Origin of the sequence: Pseudomonas sp. TWR1-1-4 (assembly GCF_049897165.1) — a bacterium.
In the GTDB taxonomy this organism is placed as follows: Bacteria; Pseudomonadota; Gammaproteobacteria; order Pseudomonadales; family Pseudomonadaceae; genus Aquipseudomonas; species Aquipseudomonas canadensis.
Window position 1 is genome coordinate 556,378 of record NZ_JAFCVS010000001.1, and the last position, 17,452, is coordinate 573,829.

Genomic DNA, 17,452 nt, shown 5'->3' on the forward strand with positions numbered 1-17,452 from the left:
GAGGGGGACCAGGTGAGGACTGCCGGCAAATTCGATTTAGTCCAGGTCCGGCACTTAGGACGTAAGACCGGCCTTGACCAACATGCCAACGGCCACCAGTACACACAGGCTGGCAAACCCCATCTGCAAGGTGCGCGCAGGAATCACCGAACACAGGCGTCGACCGGCCAGCATGCCGACGATGCTCGCACCGATAAACACCCAGCCCACCGATTCGATGCGTACACCGGCATGGAACGCGCCGGCCACACCGACCAAGGAGAGCAGGCTGATCACCATCAAGGAGGTGGCGACGATGCCGCGCATCTGCACATCGGTGAGTTGCTTGAACGCCGGCACGATCAGGAAGCCACCGCCCACACCGAGCAGGCCGGATACCGCACCGGTCACCGCGCCGAGGGCGGCCAGGGTCGCGCTGCATTTGGCGGTCCAGGCGAAGCGCCCGGTCTGCTGATCGAGCATGCAGTTCTTCTGACCCCAGGACGCCGTGCCATGGCCACTCGGCCCGTCCTCACGTTTTTCACGCTGCAACATGCGCCAGGCCACCAACACCATCAAGCCACTGAACAGCCCCATCAGCAACGCTTCCGGCAGTTGATGGGCGAGAAACACACCCACCGGCGAGAACAACGCACCGAGCAAGGCGATCAACAACGCAGCGCGGTAACGCACCAGGCCATGCCGCAAACCATCGACCGCTCCCACCGCCGCCGCCGCACCAACCGCAAGCAACGACACCGGCGCGGCCTGGGTCATGCTCAAGCCCAAACCAAGCACCAGCGCCGGCACCCCAAGGATGCCGCCGCCCGCGCCGGTCAGGCCCATGACCAGGCCCATCAATAACCCCAACACACTCGCCAGCAGCATTCAGTCCACCTTGCTCAGTCGGGTCAGCCACTCGCGGCCCTTGAGCATGCCATTCCAGTAGAACCACGGCAGCAAGGTGGCCTTGAGGAACCACATCGAACGCCGCGCCTGGGTCGGGTCCAGGGGAAAGGTCGGCAGCAGCTTGCCGCCGTAGCCGAACTCTGCCAACACCACCTTGCCCTTCTCCACCGTCAATGGGCAGGAACCATAGCCATCGTATTTGAGCGGCAGCGGCGCCTGTTTGCGCAGGGCCAGCAGGTTTTCGGCGACCACCACGATCTGCTTGCGCACCGCCGCCGCGGTCTTGGCGTTGGTGGTGCCGCACACGTCACCCAGGCCGAAGATGTGTGGATAACGCAGGTGTTGCAGGCTCTGCGGGTTCACCTCGCACCAGCCGGCGGCGTCGGACAGCGGGCTTTGGCAGATGAAGTCCGGAGAAACCTGCGGTGGGACCACGTGCAGCAGGTCGAAGGATTTTTCTTCAACGCGGGCATTGCCTTCGGCGTCCTTCACTTCGAACCAGGCCTTACGCGCTGGGCCGTCGACTTTCACCAGGTTGGCGTTGAACGCAAGGCGGGCGTTGTACTTCTCCACGTATGTCATCAACGGCGGCACGAAGGTCGCCACGCCGAACAGCGCGGCACCGGCCAGGTTGAATTCGACGTCGATGTTTTTCAGTACGCCCTGTCTGAGCCAGTGATCGCAGGACAAATACATGGCCTTTTGCGGCGCGCCTGCGCATTTGATCGGCATGGCTGGCTGGGTGAAGATCGCCTTGCCGCCCTTGAGTTGCTGCACCAGTTGCCAGGTGTAAGCGGCGTGCTGGTAGCTGTAGTTGGACGTGACGCCATGCTTGCCGAGGGTGTCTTGCAGGCCTTCGATCTTCTCCCAGGCCAGGCGCAGGCCGGGGCAGACGATCAGGTTTTGCCAGCTGACACGCTGGCCGCTGTCGAGGATCAGGGTCTGCTCGTCGGGCAGTACTTCGGTGACGGCGGCTTGCACCCAGGTAACGCCGTTGGGCAATACATCAGCCAGCGGGCGGCGGGTCTTTTTCAGGTCATAGGCGCCGCCACCCACCAGGGTCCAGGCGGGCTGGTAGCAATGCTGGTCGCTCGGTTCGATCAGGATGATATTCAGGTGCGGGTCGCGCTTGAGCAGGCTGGCCAGCAGGCCAATGCCCGCCGAGCCGCCGCCGATGACTACGATGTCGCCACTGATGGTTGGGCCCCAGTGTTGGTCGGTCATGGTCTATCGCCTTTGTCATACATGCACACAAGGGTCGCTGCCGGATGGCGTCACGCCCAGCTTTTTATGACCGCGCCGCAGTACAAGCCGGACAGGGTCTTCATTACTTGAATCACTTCGTGGCTGGCCAACCCGTAGAAGATGTATTTACCTTCCCGACGGGTGGCGACCAACCCTTCGTCACGCAGGATGCCCAACTGTTGAGACAGCGTGGGCTGGCGCACGCCGGTCAGGGCTTCCAGTTCGCCGACATTGCGCTCGCCCTGGGTCAACTGGCACAGGATCAACAAACGATCCTCATTGGCCAGTGCCTTGAGCAAGGAGCAGGCCTTGGACGCCGATGCGCGCAACTGGGCGACTTCGCCCTCACTCAGAGTAGATTCCATTTGCCTCGGGTCCTTTTTGTCACTTAAGCTCAAAACATTATGTGAAAACGTAAACTGATTGTAACTACTTTTTTCTTCATCCGGGACAACCGCCATGCCAGCGCTGATCCAAGCCTTTCTGGACGAGGCATCGTCGACCTACACCTACGTGGTATATGAAACCGATGGCGGCCCCTGTGCCATCGTCGATTCGGTGCTCAACTACGACCCGGCCTCGGGGCGCACCGACACCGCCCAGGCCGACAAGGTCATCCGCTTTGTGCGCGAGCATGGGCTGCAGGTGCAATGGCTGCTGGAAACCCACGCCCACGCTGATCACTTGTCTGCCGCGCCATACCTGCGCCGCACGCTGGGTGGCAAGATCGCCATCGGGCAGTCGATCAGCAAAGTGCAGGGCGTGTTCAAGAACCTGTTCAACCTGGAGCCGGAATTTCGCGTGGATGGCTCGCAGTTCGATCACCTGTTTGCGCCGGATGAGGTGTTTCACATCGGCACGATCAAGGCCCAGGCCCTGCATGTGCCAGGGCATACCCCGGCGGACATGGCCTATCTGATCGACGACCGACTGATCCTGGTGGGTGACACGCTGTTCATGCCGGATGTCGGCACGGCGCGCTGTGATTTCCCTGGCGGCGATGCGCGGCAGTTGTATGCGTCGATGCGCAAGTTGCTGGGCTTTCCCCTGGAAACCGAGTTGTACGTCTGCCACGACTACCCGCCTGAAGGCCGTGAGGCAAAGTGCCGGACCACGGTAGCCGAGCAGCGTGCGGGGAATATCCATGTGCATGATGGCGTGGATGAAGCCACGTTTGTCGAGATGCGCACCACGCGCGACGCAGGGCTGGGGATGCCGACGCTGTTGCTGCCGGCGATCCAGGTGAATGTGCGGGCGGGGAATATGCCGCCGGCGGAGGACAATGGTGTGGTGTACCTGAAGATTCCGGTCAACCACCTCTAACCCAGGTTGATGCCGTTGGCCGGTAGCGGCAATGCGGTTTTGTAGCGCACCTGTTTCAGGGCGAAGCTGGAGCGGATGTTGGCGACGCCCGGCACCTTGGTCAAAAAGTCCATCATGAAACGCTCCAGCGACTGGATTGTCGGCACCAGCACCCGGATCAGATAGTCCGGGTCACCGGCCATCAGGTAACACTCCATCACTTCTGGCCGATCCGAGATCGCGCCTTCGAACTGCTGCAACGCCAACTCATTCTGCTTTTCCAGGCTGACGTGGATGAACACATTGACGTGCAGCCCCAATAGATCGGCGTCGAGCAGCGTGACTTGGTCACGGATCAAGCCCAGCTCTTCCATCGCCTTCACCCGGTTGAAACACGGCGTGGGCGACAGGTTCACCGAGCGGGCCAGGTCGGCGTTGGTGATGCGGGCGTTCTCCTGCAGGGCGTTGAGAATCCCAATATCGGTACGGTCCAGTTTGCGCATGAGACAAAATCACCTGTTTATTATGTTTATGCAGTTTTTTTATCCGCAAATGATCCCGAGCGCAATGAAACACAGATAAATATTCTTCTACGCCCCGCCTATGATTGTTGTAGGACAAGATTTCTCCTATCCGGAGACTGACTGTCAGCTAGCGCGCCCACTACAAGAAATTCACAAGATAGAGCGTAGAAAGCCATGACCCAGCAGTATGAACCACTGCGCCTGCACGTCCCTGAACCCTCGGGACGCCCAGGCTGCAAGACCGACTTCACGTACCTGCGCCTGACCGACGCCGGTCTAGTGCGCAAACCCGCCATCGACGTAGAACCCGCCGACACCGCCGACTTGGCCAAGGGCTTGATCCGCGTGCTCGACGACCAGGGCCAGGCCTTGGGGCCATGGGCCGAAGGTGTTCCCGTCGAGATCATGCGCCGCGGCATGCGCGCCATGCTCAAGACGCGGATCTTCGACAACCGCATGGTGGTCGCCCAACGTCAGAAAAAAATGTCGTTCTACATGCAGAGCCTCGGCGAAGAAGCTATCGGCAGTGCCCAGGCCCTGGCCTTGAACATCGACGACATGTGCTTCCCCACCTACCGCCAGCAAAGCATCCTGATGGCCCGCGAAGTGCCACTGGTGGACCTGATCTGCCAACTGCTGTCCAACGAGCGCGACCCGCTCAAGGGCCGTCAGTTGCCGATCATGTATTCAGTGAAAGACGCTGGCTTCTTCACGATTTCCGGCAACCTCGCCACCCAGTTCGTACAAGGCGTGGGCTGGGGCATGGCCTCGGCGATCAAGGGCGACACCAAAATCGCTTCCGCCTGGATCGGCGACGGTGCCACCGCCGAATCGGACTTCCACACCGCCCTCACCTTCGCCCACGTGTACCGTGCGCCGGTGATCCTTAACGTGGTCAACAACCAGTGGGCCATCTCCACCTTCCAGGCCATCGCCGGCGGCGAAGCCACCACCTTTGCCGGACGCGGCGTGGGTTGTGGCATCGCCTCCCTGCGTGTGGACGGCAACGACTTCATCGCGGTGTACGCTGCTTCCGCCTGGGCTGCCGAGCGTGCGCGCCGCAACCTTGGTCCTACGCTGATCGAGTGGGTCACGTATCGAGCCGGCCCGCACTCCACTTCTGATGATCCGTCGAAATATCGCCCAGCCGACGACTGGAGCCACTTCCCCCTGGGCGACCCGATTGCCCGCCTCAAGCAGCACCTGATCAAGATTGGCCAGTGGTCCGAAGAGGAACACGCGGCGGTCAGTGCAGAACTTGAAGCCGAAGTGGTCAAGGCACAGAAAGAAGCCGAACAGTACGGCACCCTCGCCGGCGGCCAGATTCCAAGCGCCGCGACCATGTTCGAAGACGTCTACAAAGAGATGCCGGAGCATTTGAAGCGCCAGCGTCAAGAGTTGGGGATCTGACATGAACGATCACAACAACAGTATTGAAGTGGAAACCGCCATGACCACCACCACCATGACCATGATCCAGGCCCTGCGCTCGGCCATGGATGTGATGCTCGAACGAGACGACAACGTGGTGGTGTTTGGCCAGGACGTCGGTTATTTCGGCGGCGTGTTCCGCTGCACCGAAGGGTTGCAGACCAAATACGGCAGCTCGCGGGTATTTGATGCACCGATCTCCGAGAGCGGCATTATCGGCGTGGCCGTGGGCATGGGCGCCTATGGCCTGCGCCCGGTGGCCGAGATCCAGTTCGCCGACTACGTCTACCCCGCCACCGACCAGATCATCTCCGAAGCGGCGCGCCTGCGTTATCGCTCGGCCGGCCAGTTCACCGCGCCACTGACCATGCGCATGCCGTGCGGCGGTGGCATCTACGGCGGCCAGACCCACAGCCAGAGTATCGAAGCGGTGTTCACCCAGGTTTGCGGGTTGCGCACGGTGATGCCGTCGAACCCCTATGACGCCAAGGGCCTGCTGATCGCCTCCATCGAGAACGATGACCCGGTGATTTTCCTTGAGCCAAAACGCCTGTACAACGGCCCATTCGATGGCCATCACGACCGCCCGGTAACCCCGTGGTCGAAACACCCGCAAGCCCAGGTGCCGGACGGTTACTACACCGTGCCGCTGGACGTGGCCGCCATCGTGCGTCCGGGCTCGGCCGTTACCGTGCTGACCTATGGCACCACCGTGTATGTGTCGCAAGTTGCCGCCGAAGAAACCGGCATCGACGCCGAGGTCATCGACCTGCGCAGCCTGTGGCCGCTGGACCTGGAAACCATCGTCAAATCCGTGAAGAAGACCGGCCGTTGCGTAGTGGTGCATGAAGCCACCCGCACCTGCGGCTTTGGTGCCGAGTTGGTGTCACTGGTGCAAGAACACTGCTTCCACCACCTGGAAGCGCCGATCGAACGCGTCACCGGTTGGGACACCCCCTACCCGCACGCGCAAGAGTGGGCGTATTTCCCAGGGCCGTCCCGAGTGGGCGCGGCGTTGAAACGGGTCATGGAGGTCTGAATGGGCACGCACGTTATCAAGATGCCGGACATTGGCGAAGGCATCGCGGAAGTTGAACTGTCGGTGTGGCATGTAAAGGTCGGTGACATGGTCGTGGAAGACCAGGTGCTGGCGGATGTAATGACCGACAAGGCGATGGTGGACATTCCCTCGCCCGTGCACGGCAAGGTGATTTCCCTCGGCGGCGAGCCGGGTGAAGTCATGGCCGTGGGCAGTATTCTGATCAGTATCGAAGTGGAAGGTGCGGGCAATGCCAAGGAAGCACCCGCCGTGAAGGAGACGCCTAAGGCCGCGCCGGTGGCTGAAGCCAAGCCTGCGCCGGTAGTGGTTGAAAGCAAACCTGCACCGGTAGTTGCGGCCCAAGCGCCTGTGGCACGTGAAGCTGACGAACGCCCATTGGCGTCCCCTGCTGTGCGCAAGCATGCGCTGGATGCAGGTATCCAACTGCGCCTGGTCCAGGGCACTGGCCCGGCAGGCCGGATCCTGCACGAAGACCTCGACGCCTACCTCCAACAAGGTACGGCGAAGGCATCAACGGCTGCCAACCCTTACGCCGAACGCCACACCGAAGAGCAGATCCCGGTGATCGGCATGCGCCGCAAGATCGCCCAGCGCATGCAGGACGCCACCCGTCGTGCCGCGCATTTCAGCTATGTGGAAGAGATCGACGTCACCGCCCTCGACGAGTTGCGCGTGCACCTCAACGAGAAGCACGGTGCCACACGCGGCAAGCTGACCCTGCTGCCATTCATCGTGCGCGCCATGGTGGTGGCACTGCGTGACTTCCCGCAGATCAACGCGCGTTACGACGACGAGGCCCAGGTCATCACCCGCCTCGGCGCCGTGCACGTGGGCGTCGCCACCCAGAGCGATGTTGGCTTGATGGTGCCGGTGGTGCGTCACGCCGAAGCCCGCAGCCTGTGGGGCAATGCCGAAGAAATCGCACGTTTGGCCACGGCTGCGCGCAATGGCAAGGCCAGCCGTGACGAGCTGTCGGGCTCGACTATCACCCTGACCAGCCTGGGAGCCTTGGGCGGCATCGTCAGCACACCGGTGCTGAACCTGCCGGAAGTGGCGATTGTTGGCGTCAACCGCATCGTGGAACGGCCGATGGTGATCAAGGGCCAGATCGTGGTGCGCAAGATGATGAACCTCTCCAGTTCCTTCGATCACCGCGTGGTCGATGGCATGGACGCGGCGCAATTCATCCAGGCCATTCGCGGCCTGCTCGAACAACCCGCCAGCCTGTTCCTGGAGTAAGGCATGACGCAGACATTGAGTACCACGCTGCTGATCATCGGCGGCGGCCCTGGCGGTTATGTGGCAGCGATCCGTGCCGGGCAACTGGGCATTCCGACCATCCTGGTGGAAGGCCAGGCGCTGGGCGGCACGTGCCTGAATATCGGCTGCATCCCATCCAAGGCCTTGATCCACGTGGCCGAGCAGTTCCAGCAAACCATCCACCACAGCCAGGGTTCGCAATTGGGCATCGAAGTGGATGTGCCGACCCTGGACATCCGCAAAAGCGTGGAATGGAAAGACGGCATTGTTGACCGCCTGACCACCGGCGTCGCCGCCTTGCTGAAGAAACACAAAGTGCAAGTGATCCACGGCTGGGCCAAGGTGGTGGACGGCAAGACCGTCGACGTCGGCGACCAGCGCATCCATTGCGAACACTTGCTGCTGGCCACCGGCTCGAAAAGCGTCAACCTGCCGATGCTGCCGATTGGCGGGCCGATCATTTCGTCCACCGAAGCCCTTGCGCCGAAAAGCGTGCCCAAGCGCCTGATCGTGGTCGGTGGCGGTTACATCGGCCTGGAACTGGGCATCGCTTACCGCAAGCTCGGCGCCGACGTGAGTGTGGTCGAAGCACAGGATCGCATCCTGCCGGCCTATGACGCTGAGCTAACGCAGCCGGTGAACGAATCCCTCAAGCAACTGGGCGTGAAGCTGTACCTCAAGCACAGCGTCACGGGTTTTGCCGATGGCAGCCTGCAAGTACGCGACCCGAATGGCGACACCCTGTCGCTGGCAACCGATCAGGTGCTGGTTGCCGTTGGTCGCAAACCCAACACCCAGGGTTGGAACCTTGAGGGGCTGAACCTGGAGATGAACGGCGCGGCGATCAAGATCGACAGCCGCTGCCAGACCAGCATGCGCAACGTGTATGCCATCGGCGACCTGAGCGGCGAGCCGATGCTCGCGCACCGAGCGATGGCCCAGGGTGAAATGGTCGCCGAACTGATCAGTGGTCAATCCCGCGAATTCAACCCGGCCGCGATCCCGGCGGTGTGCTTTACCGACCCGGAACTGGTGGTGGTCGGCAAGACCCCCGATGAAGCCAAGGCCGCTGGCCTGGAGTGCATCGTGTCGAGCTTCCCGTTCGCGGCCAATGGCCGGGCGATGACCCTGGAGTCCAAAACCGGCTTCGTGCGGGTAGTGGCGCGGCGTGACAACCACCTGATCGTCGGCTGGCAGGCCGTGGGGGTTGGTGTCTCGGAACTGTCCACCGCCTTTGGCCTGAGCCTGGAGATGGGTTCGCGCCTGGAAGACGTGGCCGGCACCATCCACGCCCATCCGACGCTCGGTGAAGCCGTGCAGGAGGCCGCGTTAAGGGCCCTGGGCCACGCGTTGCACCTGTAAACACAACCCCGGTAGGAGCCGGCTTGCCGGCGATGGCGTTTTCAAGGTCACCCTCGCCGGCAAGCCGGCTCCTACAAACCCGCCGCAGAATGAAGTATTGTTGCGCCCATCCAGAAAAAAACCGACTTGACCAACGATAGAGGGTGTCATGGGTAACGAAAGCATCAATTGGGACAAGCTGGGTTTTGACTACATCAAGACCGACAAGCGGTTTCTCCAGGTTTGGAAAAACGGCGAATGGCAAGAAGGCACCCTGACCGACGACAACGTGCTGCACATCAGCGAGGGCTCCACCGCCCTGCACTACGGCCAGCAATGCTTTGAAGGCCTCAAGGCCTATCGCTGCAAGGACGGTTCGATCAACCTGTTCCGCCCGGACCAGAACGCCGCCCGCATGCAACGCAGCTGCGCCCGTCTGCTGATGCCGCATGTGCCGACCGACGTGTTCATCGATGCCTGCAAACAAGTGGTCAAGGCCAACGAGCACTTCATCCCGCCGTACGGCAGCGGCGGCGCGCTGTACCTGCGCCCGTTCGTGATCGGCACCGGTGACAACATCGGCGTACGTACCGCGCCGGAGTTCATCTTCTCCGTGTTCTGCATCCCGGTCGGCGCCTACTTCAAAGGCGGCCTGGTGCCGCACAACTTCCAGATTTCCACCTTCGACCGCGCCGCGCCACAAGGCACCGGTGCCGCCAAGGTCGGTGGCAACTACGCCGCCAGCCTGATGCCAGGTTCCGAAGCAAAGAAATCCGGTTTTGCCGATGCGATCTACCTGGACCCGATGACCCATTCGAAAATCGAAGAAGTCGGCTCGGCCAACTTCTTCGGGATCACCCACGACAACCAGTTCATTACGCCGAAGTCGCCTTCGGTGCTGCCAGGCATCACCCGCCTGTCGCTGATCGAACTGGCCAAGACCCGCCTGGGCCTGGACGTGATCGAGGGCGAAGTGTTCATCGACAAGCTGGACCAGTTCAAGGAAGCCGGCGCCTGCGGTACGGCTGCGGTGATCTCGCCAATCGGCGGCATCCAGTACAACGGCAAGTTGCACGTGTTCCACAGCGAGACCGAAGTCGGCCCGATCACCCAGAAGCTCTACAAAGAGCTGACCGGTGTGCAGACCGGTGACGTTGAAGCGCCGGAAGGCTGGATCGTCAAGGTCTAACCCATAAACCCTGTAGGAGCCGGCTTGCCGGCGATGGCTGCCTTGAATGCTGCGATCAATTCAAGGGCCTCATCGCCGGCAAGCCGGCTCCTACAGGTTTACGCGCCGCTCTTGGGGATGTTTTCGGCAATCTTCTTGCCCATGCTGATCCTCGGCTCCACCCCATACCCCAACGCCTCGTAGAACCCCACCACCGCTTCATTCCCGCCGTTGATCTGCAGGTTGATCTTCATGCAGCCCAGTGCCGTCAATGCCTGTTCCGCATACCGCACCAGCGACGACCCCAAGCCATGCCGCCGATAGTCGGCGTGCACCGCCACCGAATACAGCCAGCCGCGATGTCCGTCATAGCCGGCCAGAATCGTCCCGATCACGGTTTTTTTGTCCATCGCGACGAAAAACAGCCCGTCGTTGACCGCCAACTTTTTATCAATCGCCAGCGTCGGCAGGTTATGCGCCGTGTCATAGCCAAATGCTTCCTGCCATAACGCTACCACCTGCGCCCGGTGCGGGCGGTCGCGGTACGGCCCGATAGGGTGGCGGGACAGCAGCGCTTTTTCCATCACCAGCGTACGCTCGTTGCCGTGGTAGACGTCGCGCACAGTATGGAACCCCAGCTTGGCGTAGAACGGCTCGGCCGTCAGCGAAGACGGCACGCTCAGCACCGTCACTCCGGCTTCGCGGGCGCGTAGCTCAATCTCGATCATCAACAGCCGACCAATGCCCTGCCCTTGCAGCGACGGGTTGACGAACACCGAGCGCACCACATTGCCGTCGAGGGCCGCAGTGGCGACGATTACCCGTTCCTGAACCGCCACCAGCACCACGCGACGCTTGAGCAGTTCCAGCACCGCCTCCGGCGTGAAGTTAGCGGCAACCCGCGCGATCACATCCGCCGGATAGTCCCGCGCATTGCTGCTGTGCAGGGCCGCCAGAATGACTTGGCTGATCCCCTCGGCATCGGCGGTTTGGGCCGTACGAACAGCGGTAGACATGCATTCTCCTTCCTGGCTCGGGTTTCACGAACGCCCTCATACTAATGTAGGAGCTGGCTTGCCAGCGATAGCGGTCTGTCAGACCCAGCGCTATCGCCGGCAAGCCGGCTCCTACAGATTGATCGCATTCCAACCCCTACAGCCGATTCGGCTGTGCCATTACCCTTTTCAGCTTTCCCGGCTGAGCCGCCCTCAGGTTTCAGCCGGGATTCATCCCGCACAAGCCACACAATATTCCCACAGCTCACCCCATGGACCCGTGCACCCATGCAAACCACCAATACTGTCTTGATGATTCGCCCGGCGCGCTATGCCTTCAACCCGGACACCGCGATCAACAACCGCTTCCAACGCCGCCCCCTCGACCCGCTCAGTGCACAGCAGAAAGCGCTGGAAGAATTCGACGGCTATGTCGATACCCTGCGCCAGCACGGCGTGGAAGTACTGGTGGTGCAGGACACCCCGGCACCTCACACTCCCGACTCGATCTTCCCCAACAACTGGTGGAGCAGCCACGCCGACGGCAGCCTGGTGCTGTACCCGATGGAAGGCCAGAACCGACGACTGGAACGCAACAAAGGCGTGCTGCAAGTGTTGGAACAACGATTTACGGTCAAGGACACCATCGACCTCAGCCACCTGGAACAGCAGAACATCTTCCTCGAAGGCACCGGCAGCATGGTGCTCGACCGCCAGCACCGCATCAGCTACGCCTGCCACTCCGGGCGCACCCACCACGACGCGCTACGCCAGTTCGCCGAACGCCTCGACTACCAGCTCTGCGTATTTCACGCCGTCGACCGCCATCACGCGCCGATCTACCACAGCAACGTGATGATGAGCGTCGGCCGCGACCTCTCGGTGGTGTGCCTGCAAGCCCTGCCCGACGCCAGCGAACGCCAGGCCCTGGAACGCTCACTGCGCGACACCGGCAAAGACATCCTCGCCCTCGACTTCGACCAATTGGAAGCCTTCGCCGGCAACATGCTCGAAGTACATGACCGCGACGGCCAGCCGCTGCTGGTGATGTCGGCCAGCGCCTGGGGCGCCCTGCAACCCGCCCAGCGCCAGCACGTGGAGCGCCATACGCGCCCGGTGGTGGTGAACATCGACAACATCGAACGCATCGGCGGCGGCAGTGCCCGCTGCATGCTGGCGGAAGTGCACCTGCCCGCCCGCGCCACCGTCCAATAACTCAAGGAGTCTTGCCATGACCCGCTATATCGACGTCAACGATCTCTGCTACCTGGTCTCGCAAAAAGGCCTGCAAACCTGCATCACCGAGATGGCCGAGTACATCCGTGCCGACTACCTGCGCTGGCAGGATTTCGAAAAATGCGCGCGCCTGGCCAACCACTCGCCGGACGGCGTGATCGAGCTGATGCCAGTCTCTGACGCGTCGTTGTACGCGTTCAAATACGTCAACGGCCACCCGAAAAACACCCTGGCCGGCATGCTCACCGTAATGGCCTTCGGCGCCTTGGGGGATGTAGACACTGGCCTGCCCGTGCTGCTGGCGGAAATGACCCTGACCACCGCAATTCGCACTGCTGCCACCTCGGCGCTGGTCGCCCGCTACCTGGCCCGCGACAACAGCCGTAGCATGGCGCTGATCGGCAACGGCTCCCAGAGCGAATTCCAGGCCCTGGCCTTCCACGCCATGCTCGGCATCAATGAGATCCGCCTGTTCGATATCGACGCCAAAGCCACCGCCAAGCTGGCGGCCAACCTCAAGGCGTTCCCGGCGATCAAGGTGATCCTGGCCGCCAGCGTCGCCGAGGCGGTCAAAGGCGCCGACATCGTCACCACCGTCACGGCCGACAAGGCCTACGCCACCATCCTGACGGACGAGATGATCGAGCCCGGCATGCACCTCAACGCCGTCGGCGGCGACTGCCCCGGCAAGACTGAACTGGACCGACGTATCGTCGAGCGCGCCCGAGTGATCGTCGAGTACGAACCGCAAAGCCGTATCGAAGGCGAAATCCAGCACATGCCGGAAGATTCGCCGGTCACCGAACTGTGGCAAGTGATCAACGGCCAGCAGCCCGGCCGCGAAAATGCGCGCCAGGTCACTCTGTTCGATTCGGTAGGTTTTGCCATTGAAGACTATTCGGCCCTGCGCTATGTGCTGGACGTGGCCAAGGCACTGGATGTAGGCAGCGACCTGGAGCTGGTGCCGGACCTGGCCGACCCGAAAGACCTGTTCGCACGCCTGGCCCAACAACCACGCGTACAGCAGAAAAAGCGCGCCTGAAAACGCTCTGGCCTGCCGCTTTGCGTCGAGGGCGGGCCAGATTCACCTTGGTTAAAAGCCGATTCAGCGGGTGCCTCAGCCGATTCCGCTGCATTGCACGTTTTAACAGCGTAATTCGCGCTTTGTGGGAGGGGTAAACGACACAAAAAACGCACCACCATGAAGCATTCTCTCCCTCCAACAAAAACTATTTGTTTCAATTTAAAGACTGCCCTGACATCAATTACAAAATATAGGGACTCCACATGACTCCACTGCGATCACTCTTCGCCGCGTTGCTGTTGCCACTCTGCGCCACCGCCGCCCACGCCCAGGACTGGAAAGAAATCCGCTTCGGCGTATTCCCCGAGTACCCCCCCTTCGAATCCGTCGCCGCCGACGGCAGCCTGCAAGGCTTCGATATTGAGTTGGGCAACGCGATCTGTGCCAAGCTGGAAGTGAAATGCACCTGGGTGCACAACGAATTCGACGGCATGATCCCGGCCCTGCGCGCACGCAAGTTCGATGCGATCATGTCCTCCATGGCCGTGACCCCGGCCCGCGAAAAGATCATCGACTTCAGTGACCGCCTGTTCCTCAGCCCGACCTCCGTGATCACGTGCAAGAGCGCCGACTTCGGCGACACGCCGGAATCTCTGAAGGGCAAGCAAGTCGGCGTGCTGCAAGGCTCGCTGCAAGAGGCGTATGCGCGTGCGCACCTGGCCAAGCTCGGCGCGCAGATCAAGGCGTATCAGTCCCAAGACCAGAACTACGCCGACCTGCAGAACGGCCGACTCGACGCGACCCTGACCGACAAGCTCGAAGCCCAGCTCAACTTCCTGTCCAAGCCCGAAGGCGCCGACTTCAAGACCGGCCCGGCCTTCAAGGACCCGACACTGCCGCTGGATATTGCCATGGGGCTGCGCAAGAACGATCAGGAGCTGCGTGCGTTGATCAACAAGGGCATCGCCGCCGTCCAGGCCGATGGCACCTACGCACAGATCCAGAAGAAGTACTTCGGCGACCAGGACATCTACAACGAGTGATGCCAACGGCTGATCCCTGTAGGAGCCGGCTTGCCGGCGATGGCGGCCTGAAGCATTGCGCTGAACCCAAGGGCCTCATCGCCGGCAAGCCGGCTCCAACAAGGTTGTCTGCGCCCTTAAGAGACTCTCCCCATGAACGAATTCCTCAACCTGCACGGCTACGGCCCGATGCTGGCCCAAGGCGCCTGGATGACCCTCAAACTGTCATTCCTTGCCTTGGCCCTCAGCCTTGCCCTGGGCCTGATTGCCGCCGGCGCCAAGCTTTCCAGCGCCAAATGGCTGCGCGTGCCGGCCACGCTCTACACCACCTTGATTCGCAGCGTGCCGGACCTGGTGCTGATCCTGCTGATCTTCTACAGCCTGCAACTGTGGCTCAACGACCTGAGCGAAGTGTTCGGCTGGGATTACTTTGAAATCGACCCGTTTACCGCGGGCGTCGTCACCCTGGGTTTTATCTACGGCGCGTATTTCACCGAGAACTTCCGGGGCGCGATCCTCAGCGTGCCAGTCGGCCAGTTGGAAGCCGCGACCGCCTACGGCCTGAGCCGCTGGCAGCGCTTTCACCTGGTGCTGTTCCCGCAACTGATGCGCTTTGCCCTGCCGGGCCTGGGCAATAACTGGCTGGTGCTGCTCAAGTCCACAGCGCTGGTGTCGATCATCGGCCTGTCGGACCTGGTCAAGGCCGCACAGAACGCCGGCAAGACGACCAACGAGCCACTGTATTTCCTGATCCTCGCGGGCCTGGTGTACCTGGTGATCACCACCCTCTCCAACCGCATCTTCAAGCGCCTCGAACGGCGCTACAACCTCGGAATCAAGGGGATGGCGCGATGATCGAACTGTTCCAGCAATATGGCCTGGCCTATCTGTTCAGCGATGGCACAGGATTGTCCGGCGTAGCGATGACGTTGTGGTTGTTCATCATCTCTGTCGTGTTCGGTTTTTTCCTATCGATACCGTTGGCACTCGCGCGGGTTTCCGAGCACGTCTGGCTGCGCTGGCCGGTGGAGGTCTACACCTACCTGTTTCGCGGCACGCCGTTATATATCCAGTTGCTGATTTGCTACACCGGGCTGTACAGCCTGGAAGTGGTGCAGGACAACGCCCTGCTCAACCAGTTTTTCCGCAACGCGCTGAACTGCACGCTGCTGGCCTTTGTGCTCAACACCTGCGCCTACACCGTGGAAATCTTCGCCGGAGCGATCCGCAATATTCCCCATGGTGAAATCGAAGCGGCCCGCGCGTATGGCCTGCACGGCTGGCGTCTCAACCTGTTCGTGGTGGTGCCCGCCGCACTGCGCCGCGCATTGCCGGCCTACAGCAACGAAATGATCCTGATGCTGCACGCCACCTCCCTGGCGTTTACCGCCACCGTGGCTGACATCCTCAAGGTGGCCCGCGACGCCAATGCCGAAACGTTCCTGACGTTCCAGGCATTCGGCATCGCTGCCCTGCTCTACATGCTGCTGTCCTTTGCACTGGTGGGCCTGTTCCGACTGGCCGAACGTCGCTGGATGCGTTTTCTTGTTCCTACCCGAGGCTAACCCATGAATCAGTCCGCGCAGGCCCTGGCCGCTTATCCCGTTGATGAACCCGTTGTCAAACCCGCCACCGCCGCCATCAAGCTGCAAGTCGAAGGCATCCACAAACGCTACGGCGAACATGAAGTGCTCAAGGGTGTTTCCCTGAATGCGCGCCATGGCGACGTGATCAGCCTGATCGGCGCCAGCGGGTCCGGCAAAAGCACAATGCTGCGCTGCATCAATTTCCTCGAACAGCCGGACGCCGGGGTGATCACCCTGGACGGCATCAGCATCGAAATGCGCCAGGGCCGCGCCGGCACCCGTGCGCCGCATCAAGATCAGTTGCAGAACCTGCGCACGCGCCTGGCCATGGTGTTCCAGCACTTCAACCTGTGGAGCCACATGACCGTGCTGGAAAACATCACCATGGCCCCGCGCCGGGTGTTGGGCGTCAGCGCCGCCGAGGCGGAAAAACGCGCACGGATGTATTTGGACAAGGTCGGCCTGCCGGGCCGCGTGGCGGATCAATACCCGGCGTTCCTCTCCGGCGGCCAACAACAGCGCGTGGCGATTGCACGGGCGTTGGCGATGGAGCCGGAGATCATCCTGTTCGATGAACCGACTTCCGCGCTGGACCCCGAACTTGTAGGAGAAGTCCTCAAAGTCATACAGACGTTGGCCGAGGAAGGTCGTACCATGCTGATGGTCACCCACGAAATGGGCTTTGCCCGCCAGGTGTCCAGCCAAGTGCTGTTCTTGCACCAGGGCCGGGTCGAGGAACACGGCGACGCCAGGATCCTCGACCACCCCAACAGCGAACGCTTGCAGCAATTTCTTTCCAACCGTTTGAAGTGAAACCCATGGATACCAAGGCCAACGGACCCCATTCCTCCCCCGCGCTGGACCGCATCGATGAAGCCATCATCGAAGTCCTACGCCACCAGGGGCGTATCACCTACGAAAAGCTCTCGTCGCTGGTGCACCTCACGCCCAGGCCCTGCCTGGAACGGGTGCGCAAGCTGGAGCGGCGCGGCGTGATCCGTGGGTATGGGGCGATCATTGATGTGCAGATGGTGTCGCCAGGGTTGTCGTTGCTGGTGCTGGTGGCCTTGTCGAACCAGAGCGGGCGCTCGGCGCAGAAGGCTTTCGAAGCCTGTGTGAAGGCTTGCCCGCAGGTGTTCGAATGCCAGTTGATCAGCGGCCCGTTTGACTACAGCCTGCGCATGCGCTGCCGGGACATGGAGCATTACCGGGTGCTGACCGAGACCTGGTTGAACAATGACGAGTTGCACATTGATAAATTGGTGGCGCATCCGGAGTTGGCGGTGGTCAAGAACACCGCCACCGAACTGGCCTGAACACACCTCTCCATCTAATGACTGTCTTGCTCGCGAAGAATCCAAGAACACCGC

Annotated in this window: 18 protein-coding genes; 13 read left to right on the forward strand and 5 right to left on the reverse strand. The window is 61.6% G+C overall.

The window, feature by feature from the left end:
* Positions 1 to 54 precede the first annotated feature (54 nt).
* From ACP7C6_RS02625 to ACP7C6_RS02635, 3 genes are read right to left on the reverse strand one after another with little or no spacing between them, the layout of a single operon-like run.
* The gene (locus tag ACP7C6_RS02625; RefSeq protein WP_122684008.1) at positions 55 to 867 is read right to left on the reverse strand and encodes a sulfite exporter TauE/SafE family protein; all 813 of its coding nucleotides are present in this window, start codon (positions 865 to 867) and stop codon (positions 55 to 57) included.
* On the reverse strand, positions 868 to 2,112 hold the full coding sequence (locus ACP7C6_RS02630; protein WP_311893040.1) for an NAD(P)/FAD-dependent oxidoreductase: 1,245 nt from the start codon (positions 2,110 to 2,112) through the stop codon (positions 868 to 870).
* Between the two features lie 50 nt (positions 2,113 to 2,162).
* A complete protein-coding gene (locus ACP7C6_RS02635; RefSeq protein WP_005789341.1) occupies positions 2,163 to 2,498 on the reverse strand; it encodes an ArsR/SmtB family transcription factor in 336 nt (111 codons plus the stop codon).
* Positions 2,499 to 2,592: 94 nt separating this feature from the next.
* Here ACP7C6_RS02635 and ACP7C6_RS02640 point away from each other — a divergent pair, with 94 nt between their 5' ends.
* On the forward strand, positions 2,593 to 3,456 hold the full coding sequence (locus ACP7C6_RS02640; protein WP_068937211.1) for an MBL fold metallo-hydrolase: 864 nt from the start codon (positions 2,593 to 2,595) through the stop codon (positions 3,454 to 3,456).
* On the opposite strand, the gene bkdR is transcribed toward ACP7C6_RS02640, so the two are convergent.
* On the reverse strand, positions 3,453 to 3,938 hold the full coding sequence (gene bkdR / locus ACP7C6_RS02645; protein WP_010209335.1) for a Bkd operon transcriptional regulator BkdR: 486 nt from the start codon (positions 3,936 to 3,938) through the stop codon (positions 3,453 to 3,455). The genes ACP7C6_RS02640 and bkdR overlap by 4 nt on opposite strands.
* A 195-nt stretch (positions 3,939 to 4,133) precedes the next feature.
* Here bkdR and ACP7C6_RS02650 point away from each other — a divergent pair, with 195 nt between their 5' ends.
* From ACP7C6_RS02650 to ACP7C6_RS02670, 5 genes are all read left to right on the forward strand, one after another.
* On the forward strand, positions 4,134 to 5,369 hold the full coding sequence (locus ACP7C6_RS02650; protein WP_028616979.1) for a 3-methyl-2-oxobutanoate dehydrogenase (2-methylpropanoyl-transferring) subunit alpha: 1,236 nt from the start codon (positions 4,134 to 4,136) through the stop codon (positions 5,367 to 5,369).
* 1 nt (position 5,370) lies between these two features.
* On the forward strand, positions 5,371 to 6,429 hold the full coding sequence (locus ACP7C6_RS02655; protein WP_016978112.1) for an alpha-ketoacid dehydrogenase subunit beta: 1,059 nt from the start codon (positions 5,371 to 5,373) through the stop codon (positions 6,427 to 6,429).
* Entirely contained in the window at positions 6,430 to 7,689 is a 1,260-nt protein-coding gene (locus ACP7C6_RS02660; protein WP_068937210.1) for a dihydrolipoamide acetyltransferase family protein, read from the forward strand. It abuts the gene before it with no gap.
* A 3-nt stretch (positions 7,690 to 7,692) separates the two neighbouring features.
* Entirely contained in the window at positions 7,693 to 9,072 is a 1,380-nt protein-coding gene (gene lpdA, locus ACP7C6_RS02665) for a dihydrolipoyl dehydrogenase (RefSeq protein WP_426108219.1), read from the forward strand.
* Between the two features lie 148 nt (positions 9,073 to 9,220).
* Positions 9,221 to 10,240 carry a branched-chain amino acid aminotransferase gene (locus ACP7C6_RS02670; protein WP_028616982.1) on the forward strand — a complete coding sequence of 340 codons (1,020 nt, stop codon included), beginning with the start codon at positions 9,221 to 9,223 and terminating at the stop codon, positions 10,238 to 10,240.
* A 98-nt stretch (positions 10,241 to 10,338) separates the two neighbouring features.
* On the opposite strand, the gene ACP7C6_RS02675 is transcribed toward ACP7C6_RS02670, so the two are convergent.
* Entirely contained in the window at positions 10,339 to 11,235 is an 897-nt protein-coding gene (locus tag ACP7C6_RS02675) for a GNAT family acetyltransferase (protein WP_426108220.1), read from the reverse strand.
* Between the two features lie 267 nt (positions 11,236 to 11,502).
* Between ACP7C6_RS02675 and ctlX the strand changes: the two genes are divergently transcribed.
* The 7 genes from ctlX (at position 11,503) to ACP7C6_RS02710 (ending at position 17,398) form a co-directional block, all read left to right on the forward strand.
* Positions 11,503 to 12,429 carry a citrulline utilization hydrolase CtlX gene (gene ctlX, locus ACP7C6_RS02680; RefSeq protein ID WP_426108221.1) on the forward strand — a complete coding sequence of 309 codons (927 nt, stop codon included), beginning with the start codon at positions 11,503 to 11,505 and terminating at the stop codon, positions 12,427 to 12,429.
* Between the two features lie 16 nt (positions 12,430 to 12,445).
* Positions 12,446 to 13,492: an ornithine cyclodeaminase gene (locus ACP7C6_RS02685; protein WP_028616985.1), complete on the forward strand. Its 1,047-nt coding sequence runs from the start codon at positions 12,446 to 12,448 to the stop codon at positions 13,490 to 13,492.
* 245 nt (positions 13,493 to 13,737) lie between these two features.
* Positions 13,738 to 14,517 (forward strand): ABC transporter substrate-binding protein, encoded by a 780-nt coding sequence (locus ACP7C6_RS02690; RefSeq protein ID WP_426108222.1) that lies wholly within the window; start codon positions 13,738 to 13,740, stop codon positions 14,515 to 14,517.
* 132 nt (positions 14,518 to 14,649) lie between these two features.
* Positions 14,650 to 15,351, forward strand: a complete 702-nt coding sequence (locus ACP7C6_RS02695) for an ABC transporter permease (RefSeq protein WP_028616987.1) — start codon at positions 14,650 to 14,652, stop codon at positions 15,349 to 15,351.
* Positions 15,348 to 16,061: an ABC transporter permease gene (locus tag ACP7C6_RS02700; protein ID WP_028616988.1), complete on the forward strand. Its 714-nt coding sequence runs from the start codon at positions 15,348 to 15,350 to the stop codon at positions 16,059 to 16,061. Before ACP7C6_RS02695 ends, ACP7C6_RS02700 begins: the two co-directional genes overlap by 4 nt.
* A gap of 3 nt (positions 16,062 to 16,064) precedes the next feature.
* Positions 16,065 to 16,895 (forward strand): ABC transporter ATP-binding protein, encoded by an 831-nt coding sequence (locus ACP7C6_RS02705; protein WP_028616989.1) that lies wholly within the window; start codon positions 16,065 to 16,067, stop codon positions 16,893 to 16,895.
* A 5-nt stretch (positions 16,896 to 16,900) separates the two neighbouring features.
* Positions 16,901 to 17,398: an Lrp/AsnC family transcriptional regulator gene (locus tag ACP7C6_RS02710; protein ID WP_016974875.1), complete on the forward strand. Its 498-nt coding sequence runs from the start codon at positions 16,901 to 16,903 to the stop codon at positions 17,396 to 17,398.
* Positions 17,399 to 17,452 lie beyond the last annotated feature (54 nt).